Raw genomic sequence first — 24879 nt, 5'->3', positions numbered from 1 at the left:
CGGCCCTGGCGGACGGCTCCTCGGGGGACGGTATCCGCTCGGACCCCGGTGCGGGGAATCGGGCGGGAGACACGCCGGACCCCCATTGACAGTCCCGCGGACGGGACGTAGCACTGCCGGGCGTGCTGGGCGCCACGTTAGCCGACGCATGTAGCGAGAGTCGATGCTCCGTCGCGGATCTCCCGTCGGCCGGGGCCGGCCCGGGAGCGAGCGCGGGCACCTCCGGCTGCCGGCCGCGCCGCTCAGGATCCCGTCACGGCCCGGCCGGCGCGTCCCACCCCTCCTGCGGAGTCGCGCAGGTGCCGCGGAAGACGTACTGCGACGGAAGCTTCCGCTGGTGCGAGGACCAGTCGATCGCCGGCCGCCGCTGCTCCGGAGGCAGGTAGCCGAGCCGGTACACCGCCATCAGCTCCAGCTCGTCGGGCACGGCGAGCAGCGACTCGATCCGCGCCCACGCTCCCGGCACCTCCATCGGGAACGACACGAACTGGATCCCCATCCCCAGCTCGACCGTGCTCAGCCAGACGTTCTCCATCGCGGCGCCCATGCTGAACACCGAGTAGAAGGAGGAGAGCTCGCCCGGCCGGTACTCGGAGCGGTCGAGCATCACCCCGAGCAGCAGCGGCGATCCCGCGACGAGCCGGCGGTTCTCCTCGCCGAGCGTCTGCGGGACGCGGAGGGAGTTCATCAGGAACTGCCCGCGCTTCGTGAAGACCTGCTTCGTGAAGGGGCGGAGCGGAGCCGGCAGCTTGTCGAACAGCATCCCGTCGCGCCGCCGCTCCATCTCCTCGCTGCTGAAGCGGAAGTAGGGCTTGTAGCGCTCGAAGAACGTGCCGTTCGACATCGCGGTGGTCATGCTCTCGCCGCTGATCGCGGCGATCCGGTCGATCGTCTCGCGCTCCTCGACGAGCACGAACCGCCACGGCTGGCTGTTGAGCTGCGAGGGCGCCCGGCCGGCCACCTCCATCAGGAGCCGCTGGTGCTCCTCGGAGACGGGGTCGGGCAGGAACGCGCCGTTGGTGGTCTTCCGGCGCCGGACGACATCGAGGAACTCCATGCCTCGATCCTGCCCCGATCGATCGCGCAGAGGGGGGAGCGGCGGCGGCCCGGGGCGCGCGCGGTAGCATCGAGGGTCCTGTGCAGGCTCGAGGGAAGCGGTGGAACGGTGAAGACGAGGGTCATCTTCTACCTCCTCGGAGGTGTGTTCGTGCTCGGCGCGGGCATCAACTCGGTCGTGGGCAGCGGCTTCTCGGTGCCGAACCTGCTGACGATGCTCTGCGGCGCGCTGATCCTCGCGATCGCCGGCTGGCAGGCGCTGCGCTCGTACCGCTCCGACCCCGACCGCGACGTCGAGCCCCCGCGCTAGAAGCCGGGGCGCGTCAGCGCAGGGCCGACCCGGCCCTCAGACGCTGGAGCACGCCTCGGTGCCGCGCCGGCCGCCGCGTCCGCCCGAGAGCGGCGAGCACGAACGGAGCCGCCGCCAGCGCGATCGCCGGGTGCCGGCGTCCGTGCGTCCCCGCGAAGGGGATCACCGCCAGCGGGACGGCGGCGGGAGCCAGCGCGGACGCGGCGCGGGGGTCCGACCGCCGCAGCGTCGCCCAGGCCAGAGCGGTGAGCGTCGACGTGCAGATGTAGAGCGCGTGATGGATCCAGTGCCAGCGGCCCGTGCGGAGAGCGCCGGTGGCGACGGCGGTGCCGAGGGCGCAGTTGGCGGAGTAGCTGACGGCGGCGGCGCGCAGCCAGAGCGGACCGGAAGCGCTCGCCCTCCGCCGCGTCCTCACACCTCGCCCCGCGCGAGCAGCAGCCGGTAGGGCGCCGCGCGCTCGACCCGCCACCCCTCGGGCGCCACAGCCCGCAGCTCGGCGGCGGTGAAGCTGCGCCGCACCGACAGCGACCCGTCGTAGTGGAGGAACGAGCCGGCCGCGATCGGTCGCGTGGCCAGCAGGTAGGCCGTGTAGGCCAGCCGCGAGCGCTCGATGTCGTTGTGGAGGGCGCGCGGGGCCAGGCGCTCGCTGTCGGCGAGCAGGTCGGCGAGTGATTCCGGCGACAGGTGGTGCAGCACGTGGTTGGAGGTCACCAGGTCGAAGTGCTCGCCCTCGGCGACCAGGTCGGCGCTGCTCGCGCGGCGGAACTCGACTCCGGGCGGCGCGGGCGTCGACGTGGCGAAGGCGGAGGCGCGCTCGTCCGGATCGACGGCGGTGATCGCCAGGCGGAGGCCGTCCTCGCGGGCCCAGCCGGCGAGGGAGCGGGCGACGTCGCCGCCACCGGAGCCGATGTCGAGCAGGCGGAACGGCTCGTCGGGCCGCAGCAGCGGACGCAGGCGCGAGCGGTAGAGGCCACGCCACCCCGAGACCAGCCGGTTCACGGTGCCGAAGCGGGCGTAGGTGGCGTCGAGCAGGGTGCGGTCGCAGTCCGGGTCGTCCATCAGCTCCTGCTCGGAGACCTCGCGGTGGCGCAGGTCCGGCGCGAGAGGGGCTCGCGGAGTCACTCCCCGCCCCGCTTGGTGAGCAGCGCGAGCTCGACGGTGAGGCCGGGGCCGAACGCCATCGCGCCGATCCGCTCGCCGTCGGCCGCCTCGCCGTGCAGCAGGCGCCGCAGGATGAAGAGGACGGTCGCGCTCGACATGTTGCCGTTGGTCCGCAGCACCTCGCGCGACGGGGCCAGCTGCTCGTCGCTGAGGGCGAGCGAGGCCTGCACCTTGTCGAGGATGCTGCGGCCGCCGGGGTGGATCGCCCAGCGCTGCACGTCGCTCCGCTCGACCTCGGCGCCGGCCAGCAGCGGGGCGACGGCCGCCTCGATGTTCGCTCCGATGATCGAGGGCACGTAGGTGCTCAGCCGCATCGAGAAGCCGTGGTCGCCGATCGTCCACGCCATCTCGGTCTCGCCCTCGTCGGTGAGCGTCGTGGCGAGCGCGTCGAGCTCGAGCACCGGGGTGCCGGGCGCGGCCTCGCGGGCGGTGACGACGGCCGCCGCACCGCCGTCGGCGAAGACGGAGGTCGCGACGATCTGCTCCGGGTCGTTGGAGCTGGTGAGGTGGATGGTGCACAGCTCGACCGCGACGACGAGGACGACCGCCTCCGGGTCGGCCTCGCAGAACTGGCGGGCGGCGCGCAGGCCGGGGAAGGCGCCGTAGCAGCCCATGAAGCCGAGGTGGAAGCGCTGCGTCGAGGGTGCGAGGCCGAGGCGGCGGACCAGCTGGTAGTCGGGCCCCGGGGCGTAGAAGCCGGTGCAGGAGACCGTCACCACGTGGGTGACGTCCTCGGGGGTCATCGACGCGGACGAGAGGGCGCGGCGGGCCGCCTCCGTGAAGAGCTCGGGAGCGCGCTCGGTGTAGACGGCGTTGCGCGCGGCCGTCCCCGGGTCGAGCACCAGGCCGCTCCCCGCGTCGTAGAAGACGCTCGCACCCTCCCGCTCGACCCGGTCGAGCTCGTCGACCACCGTGCTGCGGGTGTCGATCCCGGACGCGTCGAAGGCCGCGCCGATCAGGCGGGACCCGAGCCGGGCCATCGCGGGCTGGGACGCGAAGAGGTCGCGCACCTCGGACTGGCGCAGGACCGTGGTCGGCACCGCCGTCTCGATGCTGCGGATGTGGACACTCACCCGCAGGAACCTATCGCGGAATCCTGCGGGTGAGCGGTGCCCTGGAGCGTGATCAGAGGATCGGCTTCCCGCCGGTGACGGCGATCGTCGACCCGCTGATGTAGCTCGCCTCGTCGGAGGCGAGGAGGACGTAGGCGGGGGCCACCTCGGCCGGCTGCCCGGGGCGGCCCAGCGGGACCTGCTCGCCGAACTCGGCGACGGCCTCCTCCGGCATGGTCGAGGGGATCAGCGGCGTCCAGATCGGGCCGGGCGCGACCGAGTTGGCGCGGATGCCCTTCTCGCCGAGCGCCTGCGCGAACGAGGCGGTGAGGCTGAGGATCGCCGACTTCGTGGCGGCGTAGGGGAGCAGCTGGTACGACGGCTGGTCGGACTGCACCGAGCTCGTCGCGATGATCGACGCGCCCTCCTTCAGGTGGGGCAGCGCCGACTTCACGAGGTGGAAGTAGGCGCTGATGTTCGTCGCGATCGTGCGGTCCCACTCCTCGTCCGGGATGTCGGTGACGCTCTCGCGGCTCATCTGGAAGGCGGCGTTGCTGACGAGCACCTCGAGGTGGCCGAAGCGCTCGACGGTCTCGGTGACGACGGCGCGGCAGTGCGCCGGGTCCTGCAGGTCGCCGGGGAGGAGCAGCGCCTCGCGGCCGGCCTCCCGGACCCACGTCGCGGTGTCCTCGGCGTCGTCGTGCTCGTCGAGGTACGAGATCGCCACGTCGGCGCCCTCGCGCGCGAACGCGATCGCGACGGCCTTGCCGATGCCGCTGTCGCCGCCCGTGATGAGGGCGACCTTGCCGCTGAGGCGGCCGGTGCCGCGGTAGGTGGTCTCGCCGTGGTCGGCCTTCGGCGTCAGCTCGGCCTCGGTGCCGGGCGGTGTCTGCTCGGGGGATTCCGGAGTCATGACTCTCCCTCTCGTGTCGTCGGTCGGTGTCTCCATGCAAGCGGGTGGGAGGGAGGGGGCGCAGGGGGTTGACGCCCGGACCGCTCCGTCGTGTCGTCAAGCCCGCGACACCGAGGGCTCCCTGGGTCTTGACTGAGCGTGTCGCCCTTCTTCGGGGCGCTCGGCCAGGAGGTTCGACATGAGCACGACAGACAGGGATCCGGCTGACGGCGGACTGCCGCGACGGGCAGAGGGCTCGGCGGCGGGCGGCACGGCGCGAATCGACTCCGCGGGGGATACGGGAGCGGCTGCGGCGACGGACCGCTCCGTGACTCCGGACCGCTCCGCGACTCCGGACCGCTCCGCCTCCTCGGACCGCTCCGCGACTCCGGGCCGCTCCGCCTCGACGGACCGCTCCGCCTCGACGGACCGCTCCGCCTCGACGGACCGCTCCGCCTCGACGGACCGCTCCGACTCGGCGCACTCGGCCCCCGAGCACCGCGCGCCCGTCGACCCCGACTCCGCCGAGGCGAAGCAGGCCCGTGCGGCTGCGCGCAAGGACATCCACCAGCGCGAGCGCGACCGCTTCGGCGGCTTCAAGATCGGCTGCGCCTTCTTCGGCTGGCTCGCCGCCACCGGACTCGCCGTCCTCCTGACCGCCCTCGTCACCGCGATCGGGGCCGCCGTCATCGGCACCCAGGACGTCACCGGCGACCTCGCGGCCGACCCCGCCGCGTTCGGCTGGGCGGGCGCGATCGCACTGCTGGTCATCCTCCTCGTCGCCTACTACTGCGGCGGCTACGTGGCAGGCCGCATGGCCCGCTTCAGCGGAGCGAAGCAGGGCGTCGGAGTGTGGGCCTGGGCGGTCGTCGTCGCGATCGTCGTGGGCATCGTCTCGGCGATCACCGGCGGCAGCCAGGCGCTCTCCGCGGTGAGCGGCTTCCCGACGATCCCGCTCGACGCCGGCGACGCCACGGCCGCGGCGGTCGTGACGGCGCTCGCCGCCCTGGTCGTCGCGCTGGTCGGCGCCGTGCTCGGCGGTCTCGCCGGCATGCGCTTCCACCGCCGCGTCGACCGCGAGGGCCTCTCCGGCCTCTCCGTCTGACGCTCCCGTCCCTGCTCCCTCCCCGGAAGCTGCCGCTCCGTTACGCCACGCACGCCGTGTCGCGCACCGGAGTGGCAGCTCGCGGAGGGGAGGTAGGGTCCATCGCGTGACGGGGGAGCGAGGGACGCGGCTGGCGGACGAGCTGCGGGAGTGGGACGCGGGCGCGCTCGCGGACCTGCGGGACGAGTACCTGGCGTTCCTCGAGCAGCGCGGCGAGTCGGCGCTCGAGCGCGACGGCGGCCCCGAGCACGTCACGGCGAGCTGCTTCGTGCTCTCGCCGAATCTGGCGCAGGTGCTGCTCTGCTTCCACCGCAAGGGCCGGTTCTGGGTGCAGCTCGGCGGTCACGTCGAGCCCGGTGACGACTCCACGGCCGACGCGGCCCTCCGCGAGGCGCAGGAGGAGAGCGGAGCGGCACGACTGCAGCCGCTCGGCGTCCTGCCCCTCGACCTCGACCGGCACGCGCTCGGCGACGGCTTCGGCCGCTGCTCCCGCCACTGGGACGTGGGCTACGGTGCGATCGCCGATCCGGACGCTCCCGTGACCGTCAGCGACGAGAGCGACGACGTGGCCTGGTGGCCGGTCGACGCGCTGCCCGCCGAGGTGCCGCCGGGGTTCGCCGAGCGGCTGGCCGGGGCGCTCGCCGCGGCGCGTCTCCTCCGCGATGCGGGGTCGCTCGGCGGCTGATCGAGGCCCGCCTCCACCCACTCCGCGTCCCGGCAGCGCGCCTGCGACGAGTCCTCCCCGTGACTCCGGCGCCGTGCGGCACGATGGGGCGATGAGCAGCACCGCTGACCCCGTCGTCGTCCTCGCCGGTGCGAGCGGATTCCTCGGGACGGACCTCGCCCGCCGCTTCACCGCCGACGGCTGGACGGTGCGGAGGATCGGCCGCTCCGGGCCGGACGCGCGCTGGGGCGACACCGTCGGCATCACCCGCGTGCTCGACGGTGCGCGCCTCCTGGTGAACCTGGCCGGCAAGAGCGTCGACTGCCGGTACACCGCGGCGAACCGCGCCGAGATCCTCCGCTCGCGCGTGGCGACCACCGCGGAGCTGCACCGGGCGGTCGCGGCGGCCGCGACTCCTCCGCCGGTCTGGATGAACGCGAGCACGGCCACGATCTACCGGCACGAGGAGGAGCGGGCGAACACCGAGGACGAGGGCGTGCTCGGCGAGGGCTTCTCGGTCGACGTGGCGCGGGCGTGGGAGTCGGAGTTCTTCGCCGGGGAGACGCCCGGCGTGCGGCGCGTGGCGCTGCGGATGTCCATCGTGCTCGGAGACGGTCCGGCGACGGCGATCCTGCTGCGGCTGGCGCGGCTCGGCCTCGGCGGTCCGCAGTTCGACGGGCCGTGGCCCTCGACGCGCGCGCGCCGCGAGGCCGGTGTGCACCACGAGCACCGGCGCACCCGCGGCCGTCAGCACTTCAGCTGGATCCACGTGGAGGACGTCCACCGGTCGATCCGCTTCCTCGAGGAGTCGACCCTCGACGGGCCGGTGAACCTCGCGTCGCCGAATCCGAGCGACAACACCGAGCTCTCCCGGCTGCTCCGCGCCGCCGTCGGCCGCCGGATCGGCGTGCCGGCTCCGCGCTTCGTCCTCGAGCCCGCGACGCTCCTGCTCCGCACCGAGTCCGAGCTCCTGCTCAAGTCCCGCTGGGTCGTGCCCGCCCGCCTCGAGGACGCCGGCTTCACCTTCGCGCACCCCCACCTCGCCGAGGCCCTCCGCACCCTGGCCTGACCCGCCCCCCGCGAGGCGACCGACCTCCGCCGCGAGCCCGCGTCGCGGAGGTCCGAGTCCGAGCGCGGGTCCACTCCACCCCCGGCCACCCTCGAGGCGTCGACCGGAACGCGTGCCGAGCGTCTCGGACGCGCCGATCGCTCCCCGAGACCCGGCCACTCTCCCAGCTGACTGCGTCACGCCGCGCGGGGAGCGGCGTGGCCGACATCACGCTGAGGTCGCGCTACTGCGCGACCTTCGCCGCGATGTCGCTCCGATACAGCCCGCCGTCGAGGTGGATCAGGTCGAGCGCGCGGTACGCCCGCTCCCGCGCTTCGGCGAAGTCGGCGCCGCGCGCGACGACGTTGAGCACGCGGCCGCCGGTGGCGACGAAGCTCCCGTCGACCAGCTGGGTCGCCGCGTGGGCGATGGTGACGCCGGGGACGTCCGCCGCCGCGTCGAGTCCGGTGATGGTCCGTCCGGTGACGGCGTTCTCGGGGTAGCCCTCGCTCGCGAGGACGACGGTGACGGCGACCTCGTCCGTGAACGCGGGCCACGGGACGGAGGCGAGCGCGCCGGTGGCCGCCGCGTGCAGCAGCGCGGACAGCGGGGAGGCGAGGCGGGGGAGGACGACCTGGGTCTCGGGGTCTCCGAAGCGGGCGTTGAACTCGATCACGCGCAGGCCCGCGTCGGTCACGATGAGGCCGCAGTAGAGGAGTCCGACGAAGGGGGTGCGCTCGCGCTCGAGCTGGCGGATGGTCGGGATGGCGACCGTGTCGATCACCTCGTCGACGAAGGCGCGCTCGCTCTCCCAGCGGTCGGCGAGCCAGGGGAGCGGGGAGTAGGCGCCCATGCCGCCGGTGTTCGGCCCCTCGTCGCCGTCGCCCAGGCGCTTGAAGTCCTGCGCGGGGGAGAGAGGGACGACGTCGTGGCCGTCGGAGAGGAGGAAGAGGGAGACCTCCTGGCCGGCGAGGAACTCCTCGATGAGGACGTCGCCGGACTGCAGCCAGAACTCGGCGTGCGCGATCGCGGCGCTGCGCGACTCCGTCACCAGGACGCCCTTGCCCGCGGCGAGGCCGTCGGCCTTGACGACCGAGGGGAGTCCGTACTCGTCGATGGCGCGGGTGGCGTCGACCAGGGTGGAGACGCGGGTCGCGCGGCCGGTGGGCACGCGGGCCATGTCCATCACGCGCTTCGCGAAGGTCTTCGAGCCCTCGAGTGCGGCGGCGGCCCGGTCGGGGCCGAAGGTGGGGATGCGGCGCTTGCGGAGCGCGTCGGCGACTCCGGCGACCAGGGGCGCCTCGGGGCCGATGACGACGAGCTCGATGCCCTGCTCCACCGCGAAGTCGCTGACCAGCCGGGGGCTGTTCGTGTCGAAGTGGATGACCTCGACGTCACGCGCGATGCCGGCGTTGCCGGGCGCCGCGATGATCTCGTGGTGCTCCTCCTCCGCGAGGAGAGCCGTGATGATGGCGTGCTCACGGGCACCCGAACCGAGGACGAGGATCTTCACCCTGACAGGATAGGGCGCCCCGCGCCGGGGCTGGTCCCTGTGACGTCCTCCTCCGCAGGGCGGCGCTGCGGACGCCGACACGCCGGGCGGAGCCCCGCGGAGGCCTCCGGGAGCGAGCGGCGGCGGCAGGATGGGTGGATGGCCAAGGGCAGGATCGACGAGGCGAGCGGGCAGTCCGCGGTGCGGGCGGCGCTCGCCGGAGGAGCGGACCGGAACACGACGGCGACGGCGGTGCGGTTCCTCCTGCAGATCATCGAGACGAACGTCCCCGGACGCAGCGTCGAGGTGCGCGTTCCGCCGTTCGGCGCGGCCCAGTGCGTCGAGGGCCCGGGCCACACCCGCGGGACTCCGCCGAACGTGATCGAGATGGACGCGGCGACCTGGCTGCCGCTCGCGACCGGCTCGCTGCCGTGGAGCGAGGGTCTCGCGAGCGGGCGGATTCACGCCTCCGGAGTGCGCGCGGACCTCACGCCGTTCCTTCCCATCCTGCGCGTCGGCTGAGCGTCGGCGAGTTAACTTCTCGTAAACGCGGCGGCGAGCCGTCTCCAGAACGTTTGACCTGGGCTCCGCCGTCGGGTTGTCTGGGAATAACCCCCTCACGCGGCACGAATCCTCTCCGGATCCACCGCTCGATGCTTGGAGTCCCCTTCACGATGCGCAGTACTTCCCCGGGCCGACGCGGCCTCACCCGACTCCTCTCCGCGACCGCCGTCGGCGCCGTCGCCGGAGCGGCCCTCCTCGGCGCCACGCCCGCCGTGGCGGCCGAGGGCGATGTCGCCATCGACATCCTCTCGATCAACGACTTCCACGGGCGGCTCGCCGCCGACCGCGCCGTCGCCGGAGCCGCCGTGCTCGCCGGTGCCGTCGACTCCTACCGCGCCGCCAACCCGAACACGCTGTTCGTCTCGGCCGGCGACAACATCGGCGCCTCGACCTTCGTGTCGAAGGTGCAGGGCGACATCCCCACGCTCGACTCGCTCAACGCGATGGGCCTCGACGTCAGCACCCTGGGCAACCACGAGTTCGACCAGGGCCGCGCCGACGTCGACGGCCGCGTCGTGGACGCCTCGGCGTTCCCCTACGTGAACGCGAACCTCTACGACACCGCGACCGGCGAGCGCGCCTACTCCCCGTACGTGATCACCGAGCAGGACGGCGTCTCCGTCGCCTTCATCGGCGCGATCACCGAGGACCTCGGCAAGCTCGTCAGCCCCGCCACGATCTCGACGCTCTCCATCGAGCCGATCGCCGAGAACGTCAACGAGGTCGCCGCGCAGCTCCAGGACGGCGACGCCGCCAACGACGAGGCCGACGTGGTCGTCCTGCTCCTGCACGAGGGAGCCGACGCCGACGCGGCCGAGCTGAACACTCCGGAGGCGGACCCCAAGTTCGGCGCGATCGTCAACGCGGTCGCCCCGAACGTCGACGCGATCGTCTCGGGCCACAGCCACCAGGAGTACGACGCGGGCATCGACGCGGGCCGGGCCTTCCCGACCGTCGTGTCGCAGACCGGCAGCTACGCCGAGAACATCGGCCGCATGTCCCTGACCGTCGACCCGGCGACCAAGCAGCTCACCTCGCTCACCAGCGAGGTCGTGCCGCTGACGAAGGTCGTCGACGACCCGACCTCGGACGACCCGGCCAAGACGATCGTCGTCGGCGCCTTCGAGCCCGACCCCGAGGTCGAGACCATCGTCGCCGACGCCCAGGCCGTCGCCGTCCGCGAGGGCAGCGTGAAGGTCGGCACCATCACCGAGGACATCTCGCGCGCCTACCGCCCGGACGGCACCACGACCAACCGCGGCTCGGAGTCGACCCTCGGCAACCTCGTCTCGGACGCCCAGCTGTGGGCCACCCGTGAGCTCGGCACGCAGATCGCCTTCTCGAACGCGGGCGGCCTGCGCGACGACCTGTCCTACACCGCGACTCCGGACCAGCCCGGCGACGCGGACGGCGTGGTCACCTACGCCGAGGCCTCCGACGCCCAGCCCTTCGCGAACACCCTGGTGACCCTGCAGCTGACCGGCGAGCAGATCTCCGACCTGCTCGAGGAGCAGTGGGTGGGCAGCTCCAGCCACCCGCAGCTGAACCTCTCCACCTCGAAGGACCTCACGTACGTCTTCGACGCCACGGCGCCCGAGGGCTCGCGCATCTCGCAGGTGTTCTTCCAGAACGAGCCGATCGACCCGGCCGCGACCTTCACCGTCGTGACCAGCAGCTTCCTCGCGAGCGGCGGCGACGGCTTCAGCACCTTCACCGAGGGCACCGGCACGGCCGACTCCGGCCGCATCGACCTGGACGCCTTCGTCGGCTACATCCAGGACCTCGGCACCGTCAGCCCCGACCCCGTGCAGCGCACGATCGGCCTGACCGACAACGTCCCGGACTCGGGCGAGTACGCGGTCGGCGACACGATGACCGTCGACCTCTCCTCGCTCCTGTTCAGCACCGGAGCCGCGGCCGACACCACCGTGACCGCGAGCGTCGACGGCACCGTCGTCGGCACCGCGACGATCGACCCGACCCGGGCCGTCACCGACGACTCGACCGGTCGCGCCTCGTTCTCGGTCCCGATCGACGAGAGCCTGGCGGGCGGCGCGCACACCGCGACGTTCGCGCTCGACACCACCGGCACCGAGATCAGCGTCGGCTTCGCCGTCGCGGCCGGCGCCGGAGCGGGCACCCCGACTCCCGGACCGACCACGGAGCCGACGCCCGCGCCGACCACGCCGCCCACCACGGGCCCCGCGCCGACGCCGACCACTGCTCCGGTCGCCGGCTCGCACCACCTCGCCGAGACCGGAGTGGACGCGACCCCCGCGTTCGCCGCCGGGATCGCCGCTCTGCTGCTCGGTCTGGGCATGACGGTCGCGCGCCTGCGCCGCCGCACCGCCGCGAAGTAGCCGCACCGCACACGACGACGGGCCCTCGACTCCGGTCGGGGGCCCGTCGTCGTGTGCGGTGCGAGCCGATGGTCGACCCCCGGGAGCCGCGGCGGGGAGGCGCTCCCCGAGGAGCGGCACCAGCCCCCGGAGACGCGAGAACGCCGCCTCCCGGTCGGGAGACGGCGTCGGAACGCGATGAGGTGCTGTCGCGGAGCGGCGGGGCTCAGTGCTGCGCGGGGACCTGACGGTAGCCGTCGCGGCTGGCGACGAGCACCGTCGACACCGTGCCCCATGCGGCGAGGCCACTGAGGACGACGAGGATTGCGATGCTCATGAGTGTTCTGCCTTTCGTTGCGGCGGCTTCTGATCCATCCGCCGGGATGCTGTGTACAACGTCCAGTGTCCGGCCCCGTGTTCCGTAGGACAATCGAACTGTTCTTGACCTGACGTGTAGTTTCTCTACATGGACGTGCGACGGCTGGAACTGCTCCGCGAGCTCTCGATGCGCCGCTCGATCACGGCCGTGGCGGAGGCGACGCACCGCACGCCCTCCGCGGTCTCGCAGCAGCTCAAGGTGCTCGAGCGCGAGGCCGGCGTGCCGCTGATCGAGCGCTCCGGCCGCGGTGTGGTGCTCACGGCGGCGGGACGCGAGCTCGCCCGGAGCGCCACCGAGATCGCGATCGCGCTCGAGCGGGCCGACGCCGTCTGGCAGACGTTCAAGAACAACCCGATCGGCGAGGTCACCATCGCGACCTTCCCCACTGCGGGCCAGATGCTCCTCCCGAACGCGCTGGTCGCGCTCCGCAGCGTCGAGGGACTCGTCGTGCAGTGCGAGGACGCGGACCCCGGCACCGACGAGTTCGCCGACCTGACCGCCGACTTCGACATCGTGCTCGCCCACTCGCCCACCGGCAGAAGCGCCTGGGCCGGCCGCGGCCTCGCGATGGCGGAGCTGATGATCGAGCCCCTCGACATCGGCCTGCCGGCCGGGCACCGCCTCGCGGACCGGGCGACGGTCTCGGCGGCGGATCTGGTCGGCGAGACCTGGATCGGCGTCCCGGACGGGTTCCCGTTCGAGCGCGTGATGCAGGACATCGAGACCGCGTCCGGCGAGGCGGTGCGGGTGGAGCAGCGCTTCGCGTCGACCCGCGTGACGGAGGCGTTCGTCGCGGCGGGCCTGGGCATCGCGGTGCTCCCGCGCTACACGGCGGGCGGCGCGGGAGTGGTGGTGAAGCCGCTCCGCGGGGTGGACTCCGTGCGGCACATCGTCGCGCTGATGCGGCCCGACCGGGCGGAGCGGCTCTCGGTCCGCACCGTCGTCCGCGAGCTGCGCGCGCAGGCGGGCCGGCTGGTGCACGCGCTCTGAGCGATCACGGTGCCTCGCCCTCGCCCGCGCGGGGGAGAATGGAGGCATGAGCGATCCCGCCCGCCCCGAGGTCACCCGCGAAGAGGTCGACGTCCGCCGCTCCCCGCGCGTCTGGCGCATCCTGACCCTCGGCGTCGGGCTCGGAGCGATCGCGGCCTTCGTGCTGACCTTCGCGCTGCCCGAGACTCAGGGCTTCTCCCGCGGGCAGGTCTTCGGCTTCAGCCTGCTGCTCTTCGTGACGCTGTTCGGCGCTCTCGCGGGGCTCGTCGTGGTGCTGCTCGACCGGGTCGTCGGCCGGAAGGTCGTCCGGACCACCGCCGAGCGGATCGTCGAGCGCGAGGACGCGGCCGAGGAGCCCGTGGCCGAGGAGGCCCTGCCCGACGTGCGGACGACGTCCGACGAGGACGACCCGCGGACGGGGTCCGACCGGGTCTAGCAGGCGGAGGCGGGCCGCATTGCGGCCGCGGCACTCCGCCCTGCGCTGAGGGTCCCGCCCGCGGCTCGCGCTCGCGGACGGGACCGCGGCGTCAGCGTCCCCGGCGCGACGAGGAGCGGCGGCTGCTGCTCGGGGTGGACGTCGGGCGCTTGGTGGCGGCGCGCTTGGCCTTCTGCGACTTCGAGATCTTCTTGGCCACGAAGGTGAGCAGGAACGGCAGGATTCGGTAGATCACGGGGGACTCCTCGGGTGCATGCGCGCGGGGCCGCGCACCCTCCGATCATGGAGCGGCGCACGGATCCGCGGCACCCGTTGCGCCGCGCCCGGCGCTGTGCAGAGCTCAGCTCAGCTGAGTGCGCTCCACCCAGTCGAGGTACTCCGGGGTGACGGTGCCCGTGACGTACTCGCCGGTGAAGCAGCTGGTCTCGAGGTCGGTGACGTCCGAGCCCTCGAGGATCGCCGCCTTCATGTCGGCGACCTCCTGGTAGATCAGCTGGTCGGCGCCGATCGCCTCCGAGATCTCGGGGATGCGGCGGTTGTGGGCCACGAGCTCCTGGCGCGAGGGCATGTTGATCCCGTACACGTGCGGGTAGCGTACGGGAGGCGCGGCGGATGCGAAGGTGACCGTGTTCGCGCCGGCCGCGCGGGCCATGTCGACGATCTCCTTGGAGGTGGTGCCGCGGACGATCGAGTCGTCGACGATCAGGACGTTCTTGCCCTTGAACTCGCTCGACATCGCGTTGAGCTTCTGACGCACCGACTTCTTGCGGACCGCCTGCCCGGGCATGATGAACGTCCGGCCGACGTAGCGGTTCTTGTAGAAGCCCTCGCGGTACTCGATCCCGAGCTTCTGCGCGACCTGCATCGCGGCGGGGCGGGAGGAGTCGGGGATCGGCATGACGACGTCGATCGCTCCGCCCGGGGTGTACTGCGCGATGGTGTCGGCGAGCCGGTCGCCCAGGCGCAGGCGCGCCTCGTAGACCGAGATGCCGGACATCACGGAGTCGGGGCGGGCGAGGTAGACGTACTCGAACGAGCACGGGATGAGTCGCGGATCCTTCGCGCACTGGCGGCTGGCCATCCGGCCGTCGGGGGTGATGAAGACCGCCTCGCCGGGAGCGACGTCGCGGACGATCTCGAAGCCCTGCGCCTCGAGCACGAGCGACTCGGAGGCGACGACCCAGTCGTCCGGCGCGCCGGTGTTGCTGCGGCGGCCGACGATGAGCGGGCGGATGCCGAAGGGGTCGCGGAACGCCAGCAGCCCGACGCCGGCGATCAGCGCGATGGTGGCGTAGGAGCCCTCGACGCGCTCGTGCACGCGGGCGACGGCGTCGAACACCTCGTCGGCGTCGAGGTCGCGGCCCGACATCGAGGCCTGCAGCTCGTTCGCCAGCACGTTGACCAGCAGCTCCGTGTCGGAGGTGGTGTTGAGGTGGCGGCGGTCGATGCGGAAGAGCTCCTCGGTGAGCTCGCGCGTGTTCGTGAGGTTGCCGTTGTGAACGAGGATGATGCCGTACGGCGCGTTCACGTAGAACGGCTGGGCCTCCTCCTCGCGCTCGGCGTTGCCCTTCGTCGCGTAGCGCACGTGGCCGAGGCCCATGGATCCGAGCAGCGAGCGCATGTCGCGGGTGCGGAACGCCTCGCGGACCTGTCCCGCGGCCTTCTTGATGTGCAGGGTGCTGCCGTCGGCGGTCGCGATGCCGGTCGAGTCCTGGCCGCGGTGCTGCAGGAGGGAGAGGCTGTCGTAGATGGACTGGTTGACCGGTCCGGAGGACACGATCCCAACGATTCCGCACATGCCGGAGGGGCTCCCAAGGGGATAGCAGGGGGGTTTGACGGTCCATCCTGGCACGCGGGGGACTCATCCCCTAATGGTTCGCCGTGGGCGGATCCGTGGTCGCGGGGGTGCTCAGGGCGGCGTCGACCGGCGGATCGGCCGGGCGGTCGGTCGGGGAGCCGCGCGGCCGCTCAGCTGCTCGGAGCCGTCCAGGCTCCGGCGAGGCTGCGGTCCAGGACGCGGCGCCAGCCCTGCGGAGCCGCGGACTCGCGGCTGGTCGTGCCCGCCATCCAGAGCAGGGCCATCAGGTCGTCGTGGGTGAAGTCGGGGGAGAGGGATCCGTCGCGGTGGGCGGCCTCGACGAGATCCCGGCCGAGCTCGATCGAGCGGTCGCAGGCGTCGATGCGGGCGACTGCGTCGGGGGCCTGCGGAACTGGGTCCTCAACCTCCATTCCGCGCTCGAGCCCCGGGGCGTCTACGCCGCCCACGTGGCGATCACCGCGCTCATCGACGGCGGCCACCCGGACGCGGCGGCCGAGGTCATCGCCCGGTCCTACCTCGACCTCCACCGCAGCCGCGACCGCGCCGAGCTGCACTACGTGGCCTGGGACGCGTGACCGCGGGCGCGGAGCGGGAGCCGCCGGTGCGGCGGACCCGGATCCGCGCCGCGGCGGGAGAGGGCAGTCGGTAGGGTCGTCGCGTGAGTGATGAGACGAGCAGCTACGCCCGCGCAGGAGTCGACACGGCGGCGGGGGACCTCGCCGTCGAGCTGATGAAGTCGGCGGTGTCGGCGACGCACGACAGCCGGGTCCTCGGCGGGGTCGGCGGCTTCGCGGGCCTGTACGACGTCTCCTTCCTCCGCGACTTCCGCGCCCCCCTCCTCGCGACCTCGACCGACGGCGTCGGCACCAAGGTCGCGCTCGCCCAGGCGATCGACAAGCACGACACCATCGGGCAGGACCTCGTCGGCATGGTCGTCGACGACATCGTCGTGGTCGGCGCCCGCCCCTTCTTCATGACCGACTACATCGCGTGCGGCAAGGTCGTCCCGGCTCGCATCGCCGACATCGTCGCCGGCATCGCGCGCGCCTGCTCCGAGACGGGCACCGCGCTCGTCGGGGGCGAGACGGCCGAGCACCCGGGCCTGCTCGGACCCGACGACTACGACGTGGCGGGCGCGGCGGTCGGCGCGATCGAGGCCGACCAGGTGCGCGGCGCCGACCGCGTGCGCGACGGCGACGTCGTGGTGGCGATGGCCTCCTCCGGACTGCACTCGAACGGCTACTCGCTCGTGCGCCACATCCTCGCCGAGCGCGGCATCGGCTTCACCGACCGCTCCGAGGAGCTGGGCGGCGTGGTCGGCGAGGTGCTGCTGGAGCCGACCCGCCTCTACACCCGGCCCCTCCTCGACCTGCTCGACGACGCCGAGCTCGGCCCGGCCGTCCACTCCATCAGCCACGTCACCGGCGGCGGGATCGCGGCGAACCTCGCCCGGGTGCTGCCGCGCGGCTCCTGGGTCGAGGTCGAGCGGGCGAGCTGGAGCCCGTCCGACGTGTTCCGCGCGCTCGCCGGGATGTCCGGCGCGACGCTCGAGAGCACCGAGGGCACCTGGAACCTCGGCATCGGCATGTTCGCCGTCGTCGCGGCGGAGGCGGCCGACGGCGTGATCGCGCGCCTCGAGCGCTCGGGCGTCCCGTCGTGGGTCGCGGGCCGCGTCTCGACGGCCGCGCGCGGTTTCGAGGGCTTCGAGCAGGGCGCGAAGGGCGTCGACGGCGGAGCGGTCCGCCTGGTCGGGTCCTACGCGGGCTGACCTCCGGAGGCGCCGCGGATCAGCGCGGTGCGGCGTGCGCGCGCTCCCAGGAGTGCTCGTGCCGGGTCAGCAGCCACGAGCCCGCAGCGCAGAGCGCGCAGGCGGCCGCGGTGGCGAGCAGGGCGGTCGCCCAGGTCGGGGCGTCGCGGCTGACGAGCAGGTTCGCGGAGGCGACCAGCACGCCGAGGCCGGCGCCCGCGCTGGTGCCGAGCACGAACGGGCCGTCGCGGCGGCTCGCGACGCGCACCGCGACCATGCCGGCGACCGCTCCCGCGCCTCCGACGACTCCGATGCCCGCGCCGGAGGCCGCTCCCATGAGCAGGCCGAAGCTCACCAGCCCGGGCGGTCCGTCGGCGGCGAGGACGCCGGGCAGGTAGAGGACCAGGGCGACGGCGGCGCCGACCGCGCCGCCCACCAGGATCGCGCCGACCAGCAGGGCGGCGGTGACGTAGCCGACCCGCGCGACAGGCCGCGCGGATCCTCCGGGTTCGAACATTCGCGGCTCCATCGACGCGGCCCGCGGGGCAGCGGGCGGTCCTCGGACAGTACGCCCGAACGCCCCTCGGCGGAACCGTCGTCGGGGATCGGCGGGGCTAGCGCCGGAGGGTCTCGCTCGGGAGCTCGCCGAACCGCGTCGCGTAGTGCTGGGCGAAGCGGCCGCCGCTGATGAACCCCCAGCGTGCGGCGACGTCGCCGACCACCAGCGAGCCGATCGATCCGGCCGAGAGCTCCTCGTGCGCGCGCTCGAGGCGGACGTCGCGCAGGTAGTGCCGCGGGGTCTCGCCGAAGGCGCGCTGGAACGCCAGCTGCACGCCGCGGACCGTGAGCCCCGCTGCGTCGGCGATGTCGGCCACTCCGAGGGGCAGATCGGCGTTGGCCTGCACGAACTCCACGGCCCGGCGGAGGCGCCGCGCGCTGACCGAGGGCGGCACGGCCGGCAGCGGGGCGATGCGGTGGGCGAAGGTCTGCAGGGCGGCGAGCGCGGCGATGCGGGCGACGCCGTCGCGCTGCAGCACGGTGGGCGTGTGCGCGGAGGCGAGGGTGTCGCGCAGGAGCCGGATCGCCGCCCACCAGGCGGTCGTGTCGCGCGCCACAGGGGCGAACCGCAGCGGGCCGGGCTCGGTGCCGTGCAGCTCGGCGGCGATCGCCTCGAGGTGGGCGGCCTCGAAGTGCACGAGCGCGTCGCGGTACTCGAGGGCCTCGAAGCCGAAGGGCCGGCCGCTCGGGAACATGGCCGGGCGTCCGACGACGAGGCGGTGCTCGTCGCGCCCCAGGTCGAGGGAGGCGCGCCCCGCGGTCAGCCAGAGGGCGACGTAGACGTCGCTCGGGGCCACCGTGCCGCGCACCCGGCCGAGGAAGGAGGCGGAGTGGAGGCTCACGGGCCCGGGCCCGGTCGTCGTGTAGCGGAACGCGAACGGCACGACCGAGCGCTCGGCCCGGAAGCCGGAGCCGTTGTACGAGCCGGCGTAGAAGTCGCGCGCCTCGTCGAGGTCGTTCCCGCGACGCTCCGACTGCCACACGGGCAGCCGTGCGGGCGGGGAAGTGCTCATCCGGTCAGTGTCCCAGGGGGCACCGACATTCTGCACTCAGTGGCGGAAAGCGGGAGAACGTGCTCAGCCGAGCGACCCGCGCTCCAGGTCGGGTCGCTCGCCCGCCGGATCGCCGTCCGCACGCGAATCGGGGCCGCCCCGAGGGAGCGGCCCCGATTCACGGGAGGAGTCACGCACGCTTCTGGTGCGGCTCCTCGACGAGGTCCGTGTCGTCGCCGTCGTCCTCGGCGTCGATCCACTTCGAGTAGTCCGGCTCGTCCGGGTGGCTGAGCTCGCGCTCGAGCGCGCTGTAATCGACCGCCGGGCTGAACGACTTCAGCTCACGGGCGATCTTGGTGTTCTTCGCCTTCTGACGGCCGCGCCCCATGGGTGACCCCCTCACGATGACAGGCCAGACGGGCAGTGAGCCGGCTGGGGAAAAGAGCAGACAGGGAAAGTTGAAATCTACGCGGTAGTTTAGCAGACGGGGGACACGCCACCCCGGGCCTCGATCTGCCGGACGGCCGCCCATCCTCGACCGCGTCAGGAGCACCGTGGACAGCGTCGCCCCACCGCGTCCCGTCGTGGTGATCGGCGCGGGCCAGGCGGGTCTGTCCGTGGCCTACTACCTGCGCCGTCTCGGCCTCGTCCCCGGGCGCGACCTGATCGTCCTCGACCGCGGTCCGGAGCCCGGCGGGGCCTGGCAGTTCCGCTGGGAGGCCCTGCGGCTCGGCTCCGCGCACCGCGTGCACGATCTCCCGGGCATGGAGCGGATGGGGCTCTCGTTCCGCACGGCCGATCACCGGCGACCGGCACGGGACGTGGTCCGCGAGTACTACGGGCGCTACGAGGAGGAGCTCGGTCTCGAGATCCGCCGTCCGGAGTCGGTGCGGCGCGTCACGAGTGCGACGCCGCACGACACGGGGTCGCCGCTCGTCGTCGAGTCCGACCGCGCGGTCGAGCGCGCGAGCCTGCTCGTCAACGCGACCGGCACCTGGGGATCGCCCTTCGTACCGCACTACCCCGGGCGCGACCGCTTCCGCGGCGTGCAGATCGACCCGACCGAGTACGTCCGCGCCGAGGACTTCGCCGGGAAGCAGGTGCTCGTGGTCGGCGGCGGCACCTCGGCGATCGGCTTCCTGCTGGAGCTCGAGCGGGTGGCGCGCTCACTGACGTGGGCGACGCGGCGACCGGTGGTTTACCACGACGGCGAGCAGCTGGCGATGGAGTCGGCGGTGGAGGCGGTGGCCGAGCAGGACCGCGCCGCCCGCGCCGGGCTGCCCCTCCCGAGCATCGTCGGCGGCACGGGCGTGCAGCGCACCCGCCGGGTGGTCGCCGGGATCGAGCGCGGGCTCCTGCACGAGCGGGGGATGTTCTCGTCGATCGAGGAGGAGGGCGTGCGCTGGCCGGACGGCTCCTTCACGCGCGCCGACGCGATCATCTGGGCGACGGGCTTCCGGCCGGAGCTGCGCCACCTCGCTCCGCTCGGGCTGCGCGAGCGCGAGGGCGGCATCGCGGTCGCCGACGGAGCCTCGCTGACGGATCAGCGCGTCTTCTTCGCCGGCTACGGCCCGACGGCCTCGACCATCGGGGCGAACCGCTCGGGCCGGCGCATCGCGCGCGCGGTCGTGGCGCGCCTGCCCTGAGCGCGCCTGCCCTGAGCCGGCCTGATCTGAGCCGGTCCGCCCTGAGCGGCGCGGCGCCTCAGATCCTGCCGTCCCAGTCCACCGGCACCACGGAGCCGCGGTAGCGGATCCCGTCCACGCGGATCGGCCCGGCGAGCGCGGGCGAGAGCGGCGCGACGACCAGGGTGTCGCCTCCGGGAGCGAGCCCCAGCGCCGCCGACAGCACGGCGACGGAGGCGGCCGCCGACCAGGCCTGCGGTCGGCAGGCCGCCGGGTACGGCACCGGCGCGTGCACCTCGGCGGCGGGGTCGCCCGAGTGCAGCTCGGGCATCCGGTAGCCGAAGCCCTCGGCCGCGGCGATCAGTCCGCGCGAGAGGGTCGTCGCCTCCGCCCCGAAGCCCTCCCGGGCGAGCCCGGTGACGGCGATCGCGGTGTCGTGGGCCCAGACGGAGCCGCCGTGGTACGACAGCGGCCAGTAGCCGCCCGAGCCGGTGTCCAGGGTGCGCAGGCCGAAGCCCGAGTCGAGCCCGGGGGAGACCAGCAGCTCGGCGACCCGGGCGGCGTGCTCGGGGAAGAGGATGCCGGTGCCGAGGAGGTGGCCGAGGTTGCTGGTGATCGTGTCGACCGGGCGCCCGGCCGCGTCGAGCGCGATCGCCGGGTAGCCGCCGTCGGCGTCGTCGATCCAGAACGCCTCCGCGAAGCGCGCCTTCAGCGTCGACGCCGCCTCGCGCCACTCCGAGCCGTCACGGCCGAGGTGCTCGAGCAGCGCCGCTCCGCCTGCCATGGCCTCGTGGGCGTAGGCCTGCACCTCGCAGAGCGCGATCGGACCCTCGGCGAGCGTGCCGTTGCGCCACTGGATCGAGTCGCCCGAGTCCTTCCAGCCCTGGTTGGCGAGCCCGTGCCCCGTGGTGTCGACGTACTCGAGGAACCCGTCGCCGTCGGAGTCGCCGTCGTCGCGGAGCCAGCGCAGCGCCGCCTCCAGAGCGGGCAGCAGCTCCTCGACCTCGTCGTCCGGGAGCCCCCAGCGCCAGGCGTCGTGGAGGAGGCAGACCCAGAGCGCGGTGGCGTCGACCGTGCCGAAGTAGAGCGGGGGCAGCGAGACGCCCTCGCCGGGGATCTCGAGGGTCGTGGCGCGCAGCTCGTGCATGATCCTGCCCGGCTGCTCGGCGGTGTCCGCGACGTGGCGGGTGCCCTGCAGGCCGGCCAGGACGCGGAGGGTGGAGGCGGCGATCCCGGTCCCGAGGGGGAGGAGCATCCGCGCCGCCCAGATCGAGTCGCGCCCGAAGAGGGTGAAGAACCACGGCGCTCCCGCGGCGAGGAAGGGCTCGCCGGGGCGCTCCACGGTGACCATGCGCAGGGCGTCGAGGTCGTCGAGCGCGGCGCGGCACCAGGAGGCGAGGCGGGAGTCGCCGGTCTCGAGCGCGGTCCCCGCCCATTCGGCCGGTCCGGACGCGGCGGCGACCACGGCGGAGGCGTCCTCCGCGGCGACGCTCCACACGACCTCGACGCTCCCGCGGGCCGGGACCACGACGCTCCAGGTGAGCACCGTGCCCGAGATCGAGGCGCCGGGCGCGCGCAGCTCGGCGCGGACCGGGCCGTGGGTCCAGTCGAGGCCGCCGTCCACCAGAGCGGTCGCGAAGGAGGGCTCGTCGCGGAGCCCCGCCTTCACCACGTGCACGAGCGAGAAGTCGGGGTCGAGGGTCAGCTCGACGGTGGTCGCGACCTCGTCGGGCAGCGCCGACTCGAGGCGGATGCTCTCGCGGACGCCGCCGGCGGAGACCTCCCGCGAGCGGACCACGCGGATCCGCGGGTCCGCGGCGGCGTCGTCGAGATGGCGGGCGAGCGCGGTGAAGCGGGCGGAGGAGGCGCCGTCGCGGCCGGTCGCGATCGCCTCGAGCGCCGCGCCGCCCACCCGGAGGGAAGCGCCCGCGAGCACGCGCACGTCGCCGAGGTAGAGCCCGTGCACGGGGCGGGAGCCGACCTCGCCCGCCTCGTCCGACCACAGCTGCACGGGTGCGCGGAGCAGGACGAGGGAGTCGTGGAGGAGGGGCTGGCGGGGCGGGGTCTGTCGGTCGTCGCGCTCGGTCGTCACGGTCGACTCCTCACTGGATCGTCGGTGCTGGGGGCGTGCCGCCGATCGTCCTCCGCCGGCCCCGGAGGTGCCGGAGCGTGGCGGACGGTTGACAGCGGCGTCGTCGGAGGTAACCTTACCGAAGGATTTGATCGATCAAACCGGTGGATCCCGCCGGATTGGAACGATCAAGAGCACGTCGAGGAGGACGCATGGCACTGCCGACCGTCGAGGACGTCGCCCGTGCCGCCGGCGTCTCGCGCCAGACCGTGTCGAACGTGCTCAACAGCCCGCACATCGTCCGCGACAGCACCCGCGAGCGCGTCGAGAAGGCGATCGGCGACCTCAACTACCGGCCGCACGCCTCGGCCCGCCGCCTCCGCACCCGCAAGTCCGGCACCATCGGCGTCCGGATGGACCGCGTGCTCGACGGCATCTCCGGCAGCCTGCTCGACCGCTTCCTCCACGCCGTCACCGAGCAGGCCGACGCGCGCGGCATGCGCATCCTCCTCTACACGGCGAAGAGCCCGGAGGAGGAGATCGAGCGGATCGGGCGCCTCCGCGACGGAGCCGACGTCGACGCCTTCGTGCTCACCTCCACCTTCTACGGCGACCCCCGGACCGCCTGGCTGATCGAGCAGGCCGTGCCCTTCGTCACCTTCGGCCGTCCCTGGGGCGTCGACGACCGCAACGACCCGCAGCACCTCTGGGTCGACGTCGACGGCGCCGCCGGGCTCGCCCAGGCCACGGCGCACCTCGCCGACAGCGGCTGCTCCCGCATCGGCTTCCTCGGCTGGCCGAGCGGATCCGCGACCGGCGACGACCGCCGCAGCGGCTGGGAGCGGGTGCACCGCGAGCGGTTCCGCGACGCGCCACTGCTCGCCGCCTCCTCCGAGGACGACGTCCAGCAGGCCCGGATCGCGGCCATCGAGTTCCTCCGCTCGACCCCGGAGCTCGACGGGCTGGTCTGCGTCTCCGACTCGCTCGCGCTCGGCGCCTCGATGGCAGCCGTGGCCGTCGGCCGGCCCTCCCTCCCGATCGTCGGCTTCGACAACACCCCCGTCGCCGCGGCCGTCGGCCTGCCGAGCATCGAGCAGGACCTCGACGCGGTGGCCGCGGGCGCGCTCGAGCTCCTGCTGGGCGAGCGCGGCGACGACGTCGTCCACCGCTCGCTCGCTCCGGGCGAGGCCCACCGCCTGATCGAGCCCCACCTCGTGCTCCGAACACCCCTCCACCACCCCGCCGACTGAGGCGCCGTCACTCCGACCGGCGCCCCTCCCCACGAAAGGCCAGACCATGACCCCCACCCACCGCGCGGCACGCTGGGGTGCCGCGATCCTCGCCGGAGGCCTGCTGCTCCCGCTCGCCGCCTGCTCGAGCGGCTCCGACTCCGGTGACGCGGGCGGCGACTCCGCCCTCACCGTGATGATCGGCTCGTCCGGCGACGCCGAGACGACCGCCGTCACCGACGCCGTGAACGCCTGGGGCGAGCAGAACAGCACGACGGTCGACGTGGTCGCCGCCAGCGACCTGACGCAGCAGCTCGGCCAGGGCTTCTCCGGCGGCAACCCGCCCGACCTCTTCTACATGAGCTGGGACCAGTTCCAGACCTACGCGAGCAACCGCTACCTGGAGCCGTACGCCCAGGACGCCGGGGACGCCGACGCCTTCTACCCGGCGCTGCGCGACGCGTTCAGCTACGACGACCGGTTCTACTGCGAGCCCAAGGACTTCTCCACGCTCGGCCTCGTGATCAACACGGACCTCTGGGCGGCGGCCGGCCTCACCGACGCGGACGTCCCCACCGACTGGGCCTCGCTCGAGTCGGCGGCGACGAAGCTGACCGCGAACGGAGTGACCGGGCTCTCCTTCGGCGCCGAGTACGCGCGCATCGGCACCTTCATGAACCAGGCCGGCGGATCGCTCCTCTCGGAGGACGGCACCACCGTCACCGCGGACACCCCCGAGAACGTCGCGGGCCTGACCGAGGTGAAGACGCTGCTCACCGACGGCGTGCTGAAGTTCCCGGCCGCGCTCGACTCCGGCTGGTCCGGCGAGGCGTTCGGCAAGGGCGCGGCGGCGATGGTCATCGAGGGCCCGTGGATCAACGGAGCGCTCGCGGCCGACTACCCCGACGTGAACTACCGCGTCGCCGAGCTCCCCGCCGGCCCCGGCGGGAAGTCGACCTTCACCTTCAGCAACTGCTGGGGCATCCCCGTCGGCAGCGCCACGGCCGAGAAGACGGAGTCGCTCGTGTCGGCCCTGACCTCGGACGAGCAGCAGCTCGCCTTCTCGGACGCCTTCGGAGTCATCCCCTCCACCGAGACCGGAGCCGCCGAGTACGCGACGAAGTACCCCGAGAACGCCGCCTTCGTCTCCGGCAACGACTACGCGGTGAGCCCCGTGGCCTTCGCCGGCGCGGCGACCGTCATCACCGACTTCAACTCGGCGCTCGAGGGCCTCGCGACCGGCGACCCGGAGTCGATCCTCGGCGACCTGCAGACCAACCTGCAGGACGCGCTCGACACCGCGAACGCGAAGTAGCCCGGCCGGGAGGCGGCGGACCCGACCGCCGCCTC

The 24879-nt window shown here is 73.5% G+C and carries 26 protein-coding genes; 13 read left to right on the top strand and 13 right to left on the bottom strand.

From position 1 onward, the window contains the following. Positions 1-253: 253 nt before the first annotated feature. Positions 254-1057, bottom strand: a complete 804-nt coding sequence (locus tag C5C36_RS12855) for a nitroreductase family protein (protein ID WP_104233823.1) — start codon at positions 1055-1057, stop codon at positions 254-256. 108 nt (positions 1058-1165) lie between these two features. On the opposite strand from C5C36_RS12855, the gene C5C36_RS12850 reads away from it, so the two are divergent. After that, positions 1166-1366: a hypothetical protein gene (locus C5C36_RS12850; protein ID WP_104223776.1), complete on the top strand. Its 201-nt coding sequence runs from the start codon at positions 1166-1168 to the stop codon at positions 1364-1366. Positions 1367-1379: 13 nt separating this feature from the next. On the opposite strand, the gene C5C36_RS12845 is transcribed toward C5C36_RS12850, so the two are convergent. From C5C36_RS12845 to C5C36_RS12830, 4 genes are read right to left on the bottom strand one after another with little or no spacing between them, the layout of a single operon-like run. After that, positions 1380-1781, bottom strand: coding sequence for a hypothetical protein (locus tag C5C36_RS12845; RefSeq protein ID WP_104297498.1), 402 nt, complete (start codon positions 1779-1781; stop codon positions 1380-1382). Continuing rightward, complete coding sequence (locus tag C5C36_RS12840; RefSeq protein ID WP_258060494.1) at positions 1778-2488, bottom strand: class I SAM-dependent methyltransferase; 711 nt, start codon at positions 2486-2488, stop codon at positions 1778-1780. The genes C5C36_RS12845 and C5C36_RS12840 overlap by 4 nt, the downstream gene beginning before the upstream one ends. Beyond that, positions 2485-3600 (bottom strand): type III polyketide synthase, encoded by a 1116-nt coding sequence (locus C5C36_RS12835; protein WP_104309849.1) that lies wholly within the window; start codon positions 3598-3600, stop codon positions 2485-2487. Before C5C36_RS12835 ends, C5C36_RS12840 begins: the two co-directional genes overlap by 4 nt. Positions 3601-3652: 52 nt before the next feature. Continuing rightward, entirely contained in the window at positions 3653-4492 is an 840-nt protein-coding gene (locus C5C36_RS12830) for an SDR family oxidoreductase (RefSeq protein WP_104295684.1), read from the bottom strand. A 178-nt stretch (positions 4493-4670) separates the two neighbouring features. On the opposite strand from C5C36_RS12830, the gene C5C36_RS17665 reads away from it, so the two are divergent. The 3 genes from C5C36_RS17665 to C5C36_RS12815 all read left to right on the top strand — a co-directional run bounded on the left by C5C36_RS17665 (position 4671) and on the right by C5C36_RS12815 (position 7309). Further along, positions 4671-5576 (top strand): hypothetical protein, encoded by a 906-nt coding sequence (locus C5C36_RS17665; protein WP_219814897.1) that lies wholly within the window; start codon positions 4671-4673, stop codon positions 5574-5576. Between the two features lie 106 nt (positions 5577-5682). Beyond that, positions 5683-6261 (top strand): NUDIX hydrolase, encoded by a 579-nt coding sequence (locus tag C5C36_RS12820; RefSeq protein ID WP_258059461.1) that lies wholly within the window; start codon positions 5683-5685, stop codon positions 6259-6261. 91 nt (positions 6262-6352) lie between these two features. Further along, complete coding sequence (locus tag C5C36_RS12815; RefSeq protein ID WP_104226810.1) at positions 6353-7309, top strand: epimerase; 957 nt, start codon at positions 6353-6355, stop codon at positions 7307-7309. Positions 7310-7532: 223 nt separating this feature from the next. On the opposite strand, the gene purD is transcribed toward C5C36_RS12815, so the two are convergent. Continuing rightward, entirely contained in the window at positions 7533-8801 is a 1269-nt protein-coding gene (gene purD, locus C5C36_RS12810; RefSeq protein WP_104226811.1) for a phosphoribosylamine--glycine ligase, read from the bottom strand. A 138-nt stretch (positions 8802-8939) separates the two neighbouring features. Between purD and C5C36_RS12805 the strand changes: the two genes are divergently transcribed. The 4 genes from C5C36_RS12805 to C5C36_RS12790 all read left to right on the top strand — a co-directional run bounded on the left by C5C36_RS12805 (position 8940) and on the right by C5C36_RS12790 (position 13488). Next, positions 8940-9302, top strand: a complete 363-nt coding sequence (locus C5C36_RS12805) for a sterol carrier family protein (protein ID WP_104223770.1) — start codon at positions 8940-8942, stop codon at positions 9300-9302. 152 nt (positions 9303-9454) lie between these two features. Beyond that, a complete protein-coding gene (locus tag C5C36_RS12800; protein WP_181133817.1) occupies positions 9455-11704 on the top strand; it encodes a bifunctional UDP-sugar hydrolase/5'-nucleotidase in 2250 nt (749 codons plus the stop codon). Between the two features lie 445 nt (positions 11705-12149). Next, entirely contained in the window at positions 12150-13052 is a 903-nt protein-coding gene (locus tag C5C36_RS12795) for a LysR family transcriptional regulator (protein WP_104309847.1), read from the top strand. A gap of 46 nt (positions 13053-13098) precedes the next feature. Beyond that, positions 13099-13488 (top strand): hypothetical protein, encoded by a 390-nt coding sequence (locus tag C5C36_RS12790; RefSeq protein WP_104233832.1) that lies wholly within the window; start codon positions 13099-13101, stop codon positions 13486-13488. A gap of 91 nt (positions 13489-13579) precedes the next feature. On the opposite strand, the gene C5C36_RS17660 is transcribed toward C5C36_RS12790, so the two are convergent. The 3 genes from C5C36_RS17660 to C5C36_RS12780 form a co-directional block, all read right to left on the bottom strand. Then, positions 13580-13723, bottom strand: coding sequence for a hypothetical protein (locus C5C36_RS17660; protein WP_181133816.1), 144 nt, complete (start codon positions 13721-13723; stop codon positions 13580-13582). Between the two features lie 105 nt (positions 13724-13828). Beyond that, positions 13829-15286, bottom strand: a complete 1458-nt coding sequence (purF, locus tag C5C36_RS12785; protein ID WP_104223766.1) for an amidophosphoribosyltransferase — start codon at positions 15284-15286, stop codon at positions 13829-13831. 170 nt (positions 15287-15456) lie between these two features. Continuing rightward, on the bottom strand, positions 15457-15717 hold the full coding sequence (locus tag C5C36_RS12780) for a hypothetical protein (protein WP_104309846.1): 261 nt from the start codon (positions 15715-15717) through the stop codon (positions 15457-15459). A gap of 36 nt (positions 15718-15753) precedes the next feature. Here C5C36_RS12780 and C5C36_RS18110 point away from each other — a divergent pair, with 36 nt between their 5' ends. Together C5C36_RS18110 and purM are read left to right on the top strand one after the other, a co-directional pair. Then, a complete protein-coding gene (locus tag C5C36_RS18110) occupies positions 15754-15882 on the top strand; it encodes a hypothetical protein (RefSeq protein WP_258062282.1) in 129 nt (42 codons plus the stop codon). An 83-nt stretch (positions 15883-15965) separates the two neighbouring features. Beyond that, complete coding sequence (gene purM, locus C5C36_RS12775) at positions 15966-17075, top strand: phosphoribosylformylglycinamidine cyclo-ligase (protein WP_104223764.1); 1110 nt, start codon at positions 15966-15968, stop codon at positions 17073-17075. A 19-nt stretch (positions 17076-17094) separates the two neighbouring features. Here the strand turns inward: purM and C5C36_RS12770 are convergent, their stop codons facing one another. From C5C36_RS12770 to C5C36_RS12760, 3 genes are all read right to left on the bottom strand, one after another. Further along, positions 17095-17571: a hypothetical protein gene (locus C5C36_RS12770; RefSeq protein ID WP_104226816.1), complete on the bottom strand. Its 477-nt coding sequence runs from the start codon at positions 17569-17571 to the stop codon at positions 17095-17097. Between the two features lie 97 nt (positions 17572-17668). After that, a complete protein-coding gene (locus C5C36_RS12765; RefSeq protein WP_104309845.1) occupies positions 17669-18625 on the bottom strand; it encodes an AraC family transcriptional regulator in 957 nt (318 codons plus the stop codon). A gap of 169 nt (positions 18626-18794) precedes the next feature. Beyond that, positions 18795-18992 (bottom strand): DUF3073 domain-containing protein, encoded by a 198-nt coding sequence (locus tag C5C36_RS12760; RefSeq protein ID WP_097167615.1) that lies wholly within the window; start codon positions 18990-18992, stop codon positions 18795-18797. Positions 18993-19158: 166 nt separating this feature from the next. On the opposite strand from C5C36_RS12760, the gene C5C36_RS12755 reads away from it, so the two are divergent. Continuing rightward, complete coding sequence (locus C5C36_RS12755; RefSeq protein ID WP_104257889.1) at positions 19159-20250, top strand: FAD-dependent oxidoreductase; 1092 nt, start codon at positions 19159-19161, stop codon at positions 20248-20250. Positions 20251-20308: 58 nt separating this feature from the next. Here the strand turns inward: C5C36_RS12755 and C5C36_RS12750 are convergent, their stop codons facing one another. Beyond that, positions 20309-22321, bottom strand: a complete 2013-nt coding sequence (locus tag C5C36_RS12750; RefSeq protein WP_104309844.1) for a glycogen debranching N-terminal domain-containing protein — start codon at positions 22319-22321, stop codon at positions 20309-20311. 191 nt (positions 22322-22512) lie between these two features. On the opposite strand from C5C36_RS12750, the gene C5C36_RS12745 reads away from it, so the two are divergent. Further along, positions 22513-23550, top strand: coding sequence for a LacI family DNA-binding transcriptional regulator (locus C5C36_RS12745; RefSeq protein ID WP_104247390.1), 1038 nt, complete (start codon positions 22513-22515; stop codon positions 23548-23550). A gap of 46 nt (positions 23551-23596) precedes the next feature. Continuing rightward, positions 23597-24844: an extracellular solute-binding protein gene (locus tag C5C36_RS12740; protein ID WP_104250796.1), complete on the top strand. Its 1248-nt coding sequence runs from the start codon at positions 23597-23599 to the stop codon at positions 24842-24844. Positions 24845-24879 lie beyond the last annotated feature (35 nt).

Source organism: Rathayibacter sp. AY1G1, assembly GCF_002932095.1.
Classification (GTDB): domain Bacteria; phylum Actinomycetota; class Actinomycetes; order Actinomycetales; family Microbacteriaceae; genus Rathayibacter.
The sequence above is the reverse complement of the archived record's forward strand: the minus strand, read 5'-3'. Positions and strand labels throughout refer to the sequence as shown.